Below are 9,950 nucleotides of genomic sequence, written 5' to 3'. Positions count from 1 at the left end.
GTGCCCTGTGGCCTGCCTTCCGGACGTGTGCCCTGTGGCTTGCCTTCCGGATGCGTGCCCTGTGGCCTGCCTTCCGGACGTGTGCCCTGTGGCTTGCCTTCCGGATGCGTGCCCTGTGGCCTGCCTTCCGGACGTGAGTCAGTTACTTTCTTTTCCTGTCCCATCAGATTTCGGGCTTTACCCACTTCTTCATCTTCAAGTGTACTCATATGATTCTTAACATCTATTCCAATACCGGTAAGTCTCCGTAATAATTCTTTACTTTCAAGATGAAGGTCTTTTGCTAATTCATATACACGGACTTTACCCATCCTTTCACCCCCGTTTATTTGAATTTCTAACCGGGTTAGAAATCCTACTCTTCCCCTCCGAAGAGTTGATGCAATCTGCTGGCAAAATTATCATCGGTAATAACCACCACTGACCTGGGAGATCTGCCCAAAGCTGTACCAAGGAGCAGTTTCTCACCAGCCTCGATCCATTTAATTTTACGAGAACTTGCCATTGTAGTAAAATTTCGTTTTGTCTTTTCCGATGCATCCTTAGCCACAATCACCAGTCTGGCTTTATCTTTTTTAATCATGGCCTCAGCCGCAGTTTCTCCTGACTGAGCCTTGCCGGCCCGCTGGGCCAGCCCAAGAAGGTCATATCCTTTATGCACGGGAGTTCACCAGCCGTTCTTTTAGTATTTCGACTACTTCCGGCGGTACTGCCCGGCCAAAGGCCTTTTCCAGTCGTTTTCCCTTAACCGCCTTATGCAGGCATCCTTCTGTGGGACAGATATAAGCCCCACGCCCGGAACGCTTACCTCCGGCATCTATTTCAATAAGGTCATCAGGGGTTCTTACAACCCTGATTAACTCCTTTTTGGGCCTCATTTCCTGGCAACCGAGACACATCCTCATGGGAATCTTCTTTTTCTTCACCATGCAACCTCCGATTTATCTAAAAGGTTTATTTTTCGCTCTCGTCTTCCAGTTCGTCCAGATACTCACTAAGTTCCTCCAGAGACAGTTTCTTACGCTTACCTCTGGGCTGCTGCTGTGGTTTGGCCTTTTTCTTGGTCTTCTTCTTCTTTTTGTCGTCTTTATCGGGCGCTCCCTCAGGACTATCCCCTTCAGGTCTGATGCCATACTCTTCAGCCTCATCGCCCATACTGGCGTTTTCTGTTTCCGGTTCGTCTCCTGAATCATATTCTTCGGATTCAGCATTATCCTCGTAATCGTTCTCACCGATGCCATTGGCCTCATACTCTCCGCCACTGCCTTCAGTACTGTCTTCCAAGTCGTCATTTACTGTATCGTCATCATAGCCGGCTTCATCTTCATTACTGTCCTGTGGACTGTCCTGCCCTGGATCATTGTCAGCAGCGTGTCCTTCATCGTATTCTTCATAATAATCCTCAGAGTATTCCGCATCTTCATCGTCGTACTCTTCTTCGTATTCCTCAGAGTATTCCGCGGACTCATCCCAGTCCCCATCTTCTCCGGCATCGGAATAATCACCCTCAACCCATTCCTCATCCTCTATGTATTCATCATCCTGCTCATCAAAATATTCCTCAGACTGCATAAGTTCTTCCATCTGAGTTTCATTTTTGATGTCTATTTTCCAGCCTGTCAGTTTGGCAGCCAGCCTGGCATTTTGACCCTCTTTGCCTATTGCAAGGGAAAGCTGATAATCCGGTACTACCACCCTGGCAACTTTATCTTCCTCAAAAATTCGTACATCAACCACTTTAGCCGGACTGAGAGAATTAGCAACATACTTGGACTGATCCTGATTCCATTTGACGATATCAATTTTCTCACCTTTAAGTTCACTGACAATAGTCTGAACCCTCATTCCCTTAGGCCCAACACAGGCTCCAACAGGGTCAACGTTTTCATCCCTTGAAAAAACCGCAATTTTTGAGCGGGCGCCGGCTTCCCGGGCAACTGATTTCAGCTCAACAATACCATCATGTATTTCTGGGACTTCAAGCTCAAAGAGTCTTTTCAGCAATCCCGGATGGGTTCTGGAAACCATAATCTGTGGCCCTTTTGTTGTCTTCTTGACTTCAACAATATAGGTTTTAATCCGATCGCCATACCGGTACTCTTCTCCGGGAATCTGCTCGGACGGGCCAAGTGTAGCTTCCGTTTTTCCAAGGTCTATATAGACATTCTTCTGGTCCTGACGCTGTACAATACCGGTAACAATATCACCTTCCCGGCTGGAGAATTCCTCAAAAATAATTCCCCTTTCAGCTTCCCGGATCCTTTGTACAACTACCTGTTTGGCAGTCTGGGCTGCTATACGGCCGAAGTCTCTTGGAGTGACCTCAACTTCCACAATATCTTCCAGTTCATACCTGGGGTCTTTTTGTCTTGCCTCCCCAATGGATATTTCGGTTCTATCATCTTCAACTTCCTCTACAACCGTTTTCCTGGCATAAACCTTGATTGCCCCAGTCTCCCGGTTAATATCCACTGAGACATTCTGCAGGGAACCAAAGTTCCTCTTATAAGCAGAAATCAAGGCGGCTTCAAGCGCCTCCAGGAGCACATCCATACTGATGCCTTTTTCTTTTTCAAGTTCCGCTAAGGCCTCCATAAACTCAGTATTCATTTTTTTTAAACAAACCCCCTCAATTTTCAATTGTCAGCAGCCTGCCACCGTTGCCGCAAGTAATATCCACCAATAGACTACATGTTATAAGCCGGCCTCAAGCCTAACCTTAGCCACTGATTCCCTGGGCAGTGTTACCTGCCTGTTGTCAATCCTTATCAGAATACTGCCGTCCTCAAGACCTTCCAACCGGCCTACAAACTCCTTTTGACCGTCAACAGGCGCAAAAGTCGTGGCACATATCATGTGTCCCTTGAACCTCACAAAGTCCGCCGGTTTTTTTAACGGCCTTTCAACGCCGGGAGATGATACCTCAAGGACGTAGGACTGAGGAATAGGATCCTTTTTGTCAAGAAGTTCCCCCAGTTGCTGTGAAACAGCCTTGCAGTCATCATGGGTTATACCTTCGGGTTTATCTATATAAATCCTGAGAAACCAGCTAGCCCCTTCCTTCACATACTCCACATCCACAAGTTCAAGACCGATAGAATCGGCAACCGGTCCGGATAATTCCAAAACAATATCTTCAACGCGCTGTTTACTCATAGGTCTTCACTCCTCGACAAGAAGTTATCCATATTTCGACCATTTGATATACGTATTGTACCAACTAAATATTCGGCTTATACTCTTCAATCTGTCCAGAGTAATATGAAAGAGTGGGTTGCCCCACTCCCTCAGAATAACTTTGGGTTAATAAATTGCCTAAATCAGACATGAATAGTATATCATACCTGAAAATTATTGGCAAGTAAAGAATCTGGCGATTATTCAGCCCTTAAAAAAACATCATTTCCCAAAAGCATTGGGAGGCCAAGGAGGTCAAAAACCTCATATACTTCAGCTGTAACATTGATTACTTTTACATCCATATCATCATACTTTAGGCTTTTGATCACATTTAACAGGCCGCCAACACCGGTTGAATCAACAAAACTAAGCTCAGCCAAATTAAATACCATACCTGTTACTCCGTCACGGACTTCCTCTACAGCCATCTTAAATTGGTCCACAGTGGCAATATCCATTTCACCGACCAGATCAATGACGGTTTGGCCGCTTTCCTTTGATGTTTTTACTTCTAACATATTTCAACCCCCCAAATGTTTTTGTGTCAGTCATCCAAGCTGTGCCCTGGCAAAGCCTGCCCCCTTAGAATGTTGACATTCCTGGTATCCTGTTTCATCATCTGCAGAGCAGTTCATTTCCATTACCAGGGTTGTACCCTTGCTTGTTGACATGATTAAGTGGTCTAGGAAATCAAGCATTATATTAAACCCACAGCCAAGGGAAATCTTCGTTGAAAAGCCTTTCATCAACGTCAACTGCGGAAGCCGGGAAACATCTATACCGGGCCCATTATCACTGATAACAGTTCTAATACTGCTGCTTCCAATATATATCCTGACTTCTCCCTCTCCTACGTGTTTGATTACATTAGTGGCAGCCTCTGATACACAGAGGACCATCCTATCCTTACGCTGCCTGGACATTGGCAGACCCTCCAGCGCCTTCCTGACCAAATGACGTACCTTGGATACATCATGGGGCCGCGATATTTCCATCCCACTGTGAAACGTAGTCTCATCCAGGTATTGCCCAATCTCATTAGACCTGGTGAGCAAAAGCTTGCCCTGAGTAACTGCCCGGATAACATCCCGGTATATTTGGGTCTCACGTTCCTCACGAACTCTTTCCGCTTTTAAAACTTCAGTCAGGTCAAAAACAGTAACCAAACAGGTGCTGTTATTGATACGAATGAAGTATATATCAAAGACCCTGGCAGTTTCAACATCCACTATAATTTCTTTATGACCCGTGTCTATTTCGGGATCACTCAGAAAGCAATCATTAAGATATTTCGATATTGGGTCCGGTATCGCCTCTTTACCGATACTCCTGATTTGATTGTTTTCGCAGATACAGACATAACTCATCCGGAGTGTGCCCAGAACCCACGATTTATCCAGATAGCACCTTATCTTTTCGATATTGTCGGCCACTGTTTTCACACAACCACCTTCATTAATTATTTCTATAAAACGAAAATTCCCTTCTATATATCGGAAATATATCGGAAATATTGTTCAAATGTTTAGTATTTGTCGTTCAATCTTAATGACAATCATTGTAACATCATCACTCTGAGGTTCTTCCCCGAGGAATTCCACAAAGGCACACGAAATCATCTCCTGGATGCTGGCAGGATCATAAATGTGGTTCTCTTGCAACAGGTTTATTATCCTTTCCAGGCCGAACTGTTCTTTTTGTTTATTTTTTCCTTCTTTGATCCCGTCTGTATAAAACAGTACAATGTCTCCCGGATTAAGCACAGTCCTGCCTTCTCTGTACTCAGCATCCAGCCGGCCTCCGATAAAGAAATCCCTTACCGGCAGCGCCTCACAATCTTTTGTGGCTGCCCGGTACAACAGAGGAGGGTTATGACCTGCATTCGAATAGATAAGTTCTCTGTTCTCGGGGTTATATGTACAATAAAAGAAAGTTAAAAACTGCTGTGCAAAATCAAGCTGGGGAAAAAGGCTGCGGTTTAACGTGTTGGCGATTTGGGCGGGAGAATCAATATCAAAAGCATAATTTCTGACAAAGGCATAAGTCATAGCCACAAGGAGCGCTGCTGGGACGCCCTTTCCCATAACATCCCCAATGGTTATGACCAGCCTGTTGTTTTTATTGATAAGGAGGTCACAATAGTCACCTCCCACCTCGTTTGCCGAAACGGCAGTAGCAGCAAGGGTTGCCCCCCTAACCTGAGGCAGCCTGATGGGAAACAGGCTGGCCTGGATAGTATTGGCCAGCTGCAGTTCCCTCTGAGACTGTTCTATAACTCTGCGCATTAATGCAAGTTCCTCTAAAAGCTGTGCTCTGGTTTTTTTGTCGTCATTCATTTTTTTCGCCTCCAAACCAGGGTGCTGCCTGACAGTAAGAAATCCCAATTCTCAGAACAGCGCCATTTGGTCAGTTTCCGGCAGTTCCTTAAGACAGCCATGGTTTTGCATTATTTCTACTACCGTCTTACTAAGCTTGGACCTGACCCGCAGATCCTCTACTGATGTAAAGGGTTTGTCACCGCGCGCTTTGACAATATTCCGGGCTGCAGTTTCACCCAAACCCTGCAGGGCAGCAAAAGGCGGCAGGATTCCTTCATCCGTTATCAGGAACCTGGCGGCTTGGGACTCCCCGAGGCTGACCCGCAGCATCTTAATACCGCGTTCATACATCTCCAGGGCCACTTCCAGTATTGTCAGCATGTTCTTTTCCTTAGTACTGGCATCATTTCCCTTAGCTTCTATCTCGTGAATTTCCTGTCTGATGCCAGAAGGGCCCTGGACCACGATATCAGCGTCAAACTCATCTGCCCTGACAGTGAAATAAGTTGCATAAAATGCTTCCTGGTAATGAACCTTAAAATACGCAATCCGGTAGGCCATCATCACATAGGCCACAGCATGGGCCTTGGGGAACATGTACTTGATTTTTTTACAGGATTCTATGTACCACTCGGGGACATCAAATTCCCGCATATACTCTTCATCTTCGGGCTTAACACCCTTGCCCTTCCGCACCGCTTCCATAATTTTAAACGCCCGCCTGGGTTCTAACCCCCGGTGAATAAGGTAAATCATAATATCATCCCGGGCGGAAATGGCCTCAGATAATTTACAGATACCTTCCCTGATCAGGTCCTGGGCATTGTTAAGCCATACATCTGTTCCGTGCGAAAAACCGGAAATCCTGACCAGTTCGGAAAATGTTTTGGGCTCAGTATCCTCCAGCATCTGCCTGACAAACTTAGTACCAAACTCAGGGATGGCAAAACTGCCTACATTTGATCCTATCTGCTCAGGGGTAACCCCCAGAACCTCCACTGCGGAAAATATCTTCATGGTTTCAGGCTCATCGAGGGGAATAGTTTTAGCATCTATCCCGGTAAGGTCTTCCAGCATCTTAATCACTGTGGGATCGTCATGGCCCAGGATATCCAGCTTAACTATCCTTCCGGAAATTGAATGATAATCAAAGTGAGTTGTGAGCACACCTGATTTTTTATCATCTGCCGGGTACTGCAGGGGAGTAAAATCGTGAATATTCATATCCCGGGGAATAACCATAATGCCCCCGGGGTGCTGACCTGTAGTCCTCTTGACCCCGCTGCACCCGGTCACCAGCCGGTCAGTCTCTGCCTTTCTCTTGGTCAATCCCCGTTCATCGAGGTACTTCCGAATAAACCCGTAGGCCGTCTTTTCAGCAATGGTACCTATGGTGCCGGCACGGAAGGCATGGCCTTCGCCAAATAGTTCTTCAGTATATTTAAAAGCGACCGGCTGGTATTCACCGGAGAAATTGAGGTCTATATCAGGAACTTTATCTCCTTCAAAACCGAGGAATACCTCAAAGGGAATGTCAAATCCGTCTTTTTTATATTTTGTCCCACAGTCTGGGCAATTCTTATCCGGAAGGTCGGCCCCGCTGCCATAGGAACCGTCTGTAATAAACTCGCTATGCCTGCAGTCTGGGCAGATATAGTGGGGTGGGAGAGGATTCACTTCGGTAATGCCGGTCATGGTAGCTACAAAAGATGACCCCACAGAACCCCGGGAACCTACCAGATAACCATCTGCATTGGATTTTTTAACCAGCTTATGGGCAATCAGGTATAATACTGCAAAACCATTATTAATAATGGAATTAAGTTCTTTCTCCACCCGTTTCTGCACTATTTCAGGAAGAGTTTCCCCATAAATAGACTTCACCCTGTCCCAGGTCATCCCTTTTATTTGTTCTTCGGCGCCGTCGATCTTGGGCGGGAAAAAGTCATCAGGCATCGGTTTTATTTCTTCAATCAGGTCCGCTATCTGCCGGGGATTTGTAATCACAACTTCCCTGGCTGTCTCTGCCTCCAGATAAGAAAACTCCTCCAGCATCTCATCAGTAGTCCGAAAGTATAACGGAGCCTGGTTATCAGCATCTTCAAATCCCTGTCCGGCCATCAGTACCTTCCGGTACAGGCTGTCGGCAGGGTCAAGAAAATGGACATCACAGGTGGCCACAACCGGCTTGTCAAGCCTGGAACCAATATCTACAATATTCCTGTTCATGTCCTGCAGGAATTCAATCCCGCCAACACGTCCCTGACGAATTAAAAATTCATTATTTCCAGATGGCTGTATCTCCAGAAAATCATAAAAAGAAGCTATTCTTTCAAGTTTTACCCTGTCAGCCCCATCGAGATAAGAACTGATAAGTTCTCCGGCCTCACAGGCGGAACCGATCAAAAGCCCTTCCCTTCTCTTAATGAGCTCACTGCGCGGTATCCGCGGATGTCTGTAATAGTGCTTAGTATGGGAAAGAGTCACAAGTTCGTAAAGATTGCGCAGTCCGGTTTCATTTTTGACCAGAATCAGGATATGGTTTGTCCGTAGTTTATCGAGGTTAATATGTTTGACCAGCCGGTTTACTTCATCCAACCGGTTAATCTCCCGGGGTTGTAACTGTTCCAGCAGCCTGAGAAAAATAGCTGCTGTGGCTTCGGCATCATCAACTGCCCGGTGGTGGTTCTCAAGGGGCACACCGAATTCGGCAGCCAGGTTTTTTAATTTATGTTTCTTTAGTTTTGGAACCAGCGCCCTGGCAAGACCCAGGGTATCCAGAACCGGGTTGGTCAGGATGCCGCCATTCAGGTGTGCCAGGTTGACCGACAAAAACCCGGTATCAAACCCTGCATTATGGGCCACTAAGACCGCATCTCCGGCAAACTCCATAAACTCGGGTAAAACTACATCTATTCCGCCGGCATCAGCAACCATTTCCGGCAGAATCCCCGTAAGCCGCTGAATTTCAACTGGGATTCCGTTCCGGGGCCTGATAAACCGGGCAAACCGGTCGGTAATCAGGCCGTTTTTCAGCTTAACCGCCCCTATTTCAATAATCTCATTTACATTTGGTGAAAGACCTGTTGTCTCCAGGTCAAAAACCACAAATTCTATTTCCTGCAGGTTCCCCGGGTGAGACCTGACCACTATCGGTTCACCGTCATTCACCAGGTAGCCTTCAATTCCGTAGATTATCTTTATCCCATGCTTCTTCCCGGCTTCATAGGCATCAGGATAAGCCTGAACAACTCCATGGTCCGTTATGGCCACAGCCGGATGTCCCCAAGCTGCCGCCGTGGCTACAGCTTCACCAATACCGGTGATCCCGTCCATTGCGCTCATTTTGGTATGCAGGTGGAGTTCCACCCTCTTCTCCGGCGCCTGGTCGGACCGGGGTTCAAATTGAGCCAGATTAATATCCCAGGCCATAATGGTCAGTTCCTGAGAAAATTTGTCGTGCTGAAGCGGGCCCCTTACCTTGACCCAGGCTCCCTTCTTTAATGTGCCGGAAACCCTGCCGGCATCCTTTTCATCTTCAAAATACTTTACTGTGATGCTATCGGTAAGGTCGGTTACATCAAAACTAACCAGGGTCCGGCCGCTCTTCAGCGGACGAATATCAATACTTGAAATTCCCCCCCGGATAACAATGCTTTTTTCTTCTTCTGTTATCAATTCAATGGGTACAGGGTCATCCTTAATAACCCTTCCCAGCAAAGCGCCCGGTTCAGGCGCCCCGGACTTTTTCCTGCGAAAACCTGTCCGGGCAGGTTTCTGCCCATTGCTTATGCCGCCGGACTCTTCCTGCCGTGGTTTGGAGTTACCCGTATTTTGCGCGATAAGTTCTTTTACATATTCGGCCTCCTGACGGGAAACCCACTCCTCCTGTTCACACCGGTCCTCCTCCAAAACGTGGACACTCACTCTGACCTCAAGGCCAAATTCGTCTTTGAGCAGTTCTGAGATCAAACCGGGAACCCTGCGCTGGTCAAGTAATTCTGCTCCGACCTGGCTGTTGACAAACAACTTTAGGGTCTGCTGATGATATTTTTTGGTAACCTGTGCCAGCACCCCTGACAATACCGGGTGCTTGTAAACCAGGTAATAAACTATCTCATCCCAGTACTCTTTGAGCATATCTGCCGGGCCTAAATCCGGTATGCAGTACCTCAGCGAAAAACCGATTCCCTTAACTTCCGGTATCTCTCTGATTATTTCTCCGGCCAGGATGTCAAGGTGGCTCTTTTTCACCAGTCTGTCCAACTGCAGATAAATCTGCCATGACCTGGCGGCCTTTTTTATTTCCACCCTGAGGACCTTAGCCTTATTCATAGCCTGCTTCAAGTCTTCAGGTATGTTTAAGTGTTCTATGTAACTGCAAAAATGTAGAACGGCCGGCAGCCGTTCCTTGTTTGGCTCAGGTGATAATACTGACAACAATTTCCCCTC

At 46.8% G+C, this 9,950-nt stretch carries 9 protein-coding genes; all 9 read right to left on the bottom strand.

Annotation, left to right across the window (positions count from 1 at the left end; translation table 11 throughout):
• On the bottom strand, positions 1-311 hold a 311-nt coding region (locus Ga0451573_RS16100), incomplete at its 3' end, for a translation initiation factor IF-2 N-terminal domain-containing protein (protein WP_231685176.1).
• Positions 312-355: 44 nt separating this feature from the next.
• The gene (locus tag Ga0451573_RS16095; RefSeq protein ID WP_231685175.1) at positions 356-661 is read right to left on the bottom strand and encodes a L7Ae/L30e/S12e/Gadd45 family ribosomal protein; all 306 of its coding nucleotides are present in this window, start codon (positions 659-661) and stop codon (positions 356-358) included.
• Complete coding sequence (gene rnpM / locus Ga0451573_RS16090; protein ID WP_231685174.1) at positions 654-929, bottom strand: RNase P modulator RnpM; 276 nt, start codon at positions 927-929, stop codon at positions 654-656. The genes Ga0451573_RS16095 and rnpM overlap by 8 nt, the downstream gene beginning before the upstream one ends.
• A 25-nt stretch (positions 930-954) precedes the next feature.
• Complete coding sequence (gene nusA, locus Ga0451573_RS16085) at positions 955-2,610, bottom strand: transcription termination factor NusA (protein ID WP_231685173.1); 1,656 nt, start codon at positions 2,608-2,610, stop codon at positions 955-957.
• Positions 2,611-2,694: 84 nt separating this feature from the next.
• Complete coding sequence (gene rimP, locus Ga0451573_RS16080; RefSeq protein ID WP_231685172.1) at positions 2,695-3,156, bottom strand: ribosome maturation factor RimP; 462 nt, start codon at positions 3,154-3,156, stop codon at positions 2,695-2,697.
• Between the two features lie 221 nt (positions 3,157-3,377).
• A complete protein-coding gene (locus tag Ga0451573_RS16075) occupies positions 3,378-3,698 on the bottom strand; it encodes an STAS domain-containing protein (protein WP_231685171.1) in 321 nt (106 codons plus the stop codon).
• A 30-nt stretch (positions 3,699-3,728) separates the two neighbouring features.
• Complete coding sequence (locus Ga0451573_RS20115) at positions 3,729-4,622, bottom strand: ATP-binding protein (RefSeq protein WP_231685170.1); 894 nt, start codon at positions 4,620-4,622, stop codon at positions 3,729-3,731.
• Between the two features lie 75 nt (positions 4,623-4,697).
• Positions 4,698-5,516 carry a PP2C family protein-serine/threonine phosphatase gene (locus Ga0451573_RS16065; protein ID WP_231685169.1) on the bottom strand — a complete coding sequence of 273 codons (819 nt, stop codon included), beginning with the start codon at positions 5,514-5,516 and terminating at the stop codon, positions 4,698-4,700.
• A gap of 51 nt (positions 5,517-5,567) precedes the next feature.
• Entirely contained in the window at positions 5,568-9,938 is a 4,371-nt protein-coding gene (locus Ga0451573_RS16060; RefSeq protein ID WP_269438342.1) for a PolC-type DNA polymerase III, read from the bottom strand.
• Positions 9,939-9,950: the final 12 nt, after the last annotated feature.

This window comes from Phosphitispora fastidiosa, assembly GCF_019008365.1.
In the GTDB taxonomy this organism is placed as follows: Bacteria; Bacillota; Thermincolia; order Thermincolales; family UBA2595; genus Phosphitispora; species Phosphitispora fastidiosa.
This window is presented reverse-complemented; position numbering and strand designations above follow the sequence as displayed.

What these genes read in the sequence shown, in the direction of transcription:
- rnpM (WP_231685174.1), bottom strand. Translation starts at nt 929, where the DNA reads ATGGTGAAGAAAAAGAAGATTCCCATGAGGATGTGTCTCGGTTGCCAG.
- rimP (WP_231685172.1), bottom strand. Translation starts at nt 3,156, where the DNA reads ATGAGTAAACAGCGCGTTGAAGATATTGTTTTGGAATTATCCGGACCG.
- nusA (WP_231685173.1), bottom strand. Translation starts at nt 2,610, where the DNA reads ATGAATACTGAGTTTATGGAGGCCTTAGCGGAACTTGAAAAAGAAAAA.
- Ga0451573_RS16075 (WP_231685171.1), bottom strand. Translation starts at nt 3,698, where the DNA reads ATGTTAGAAGTAAAAACATCAAAGGAAAGCGGCCAAACCGTCATTGAT.
- Ga0451573_RS16065 (WP_231685169.1), bottom strand. Translation starts at nt 5,516, where the DNA reads ATGAATGACGACAAAAAAACCAGAGCACAGCTTTTAGAGGAACTTGCA.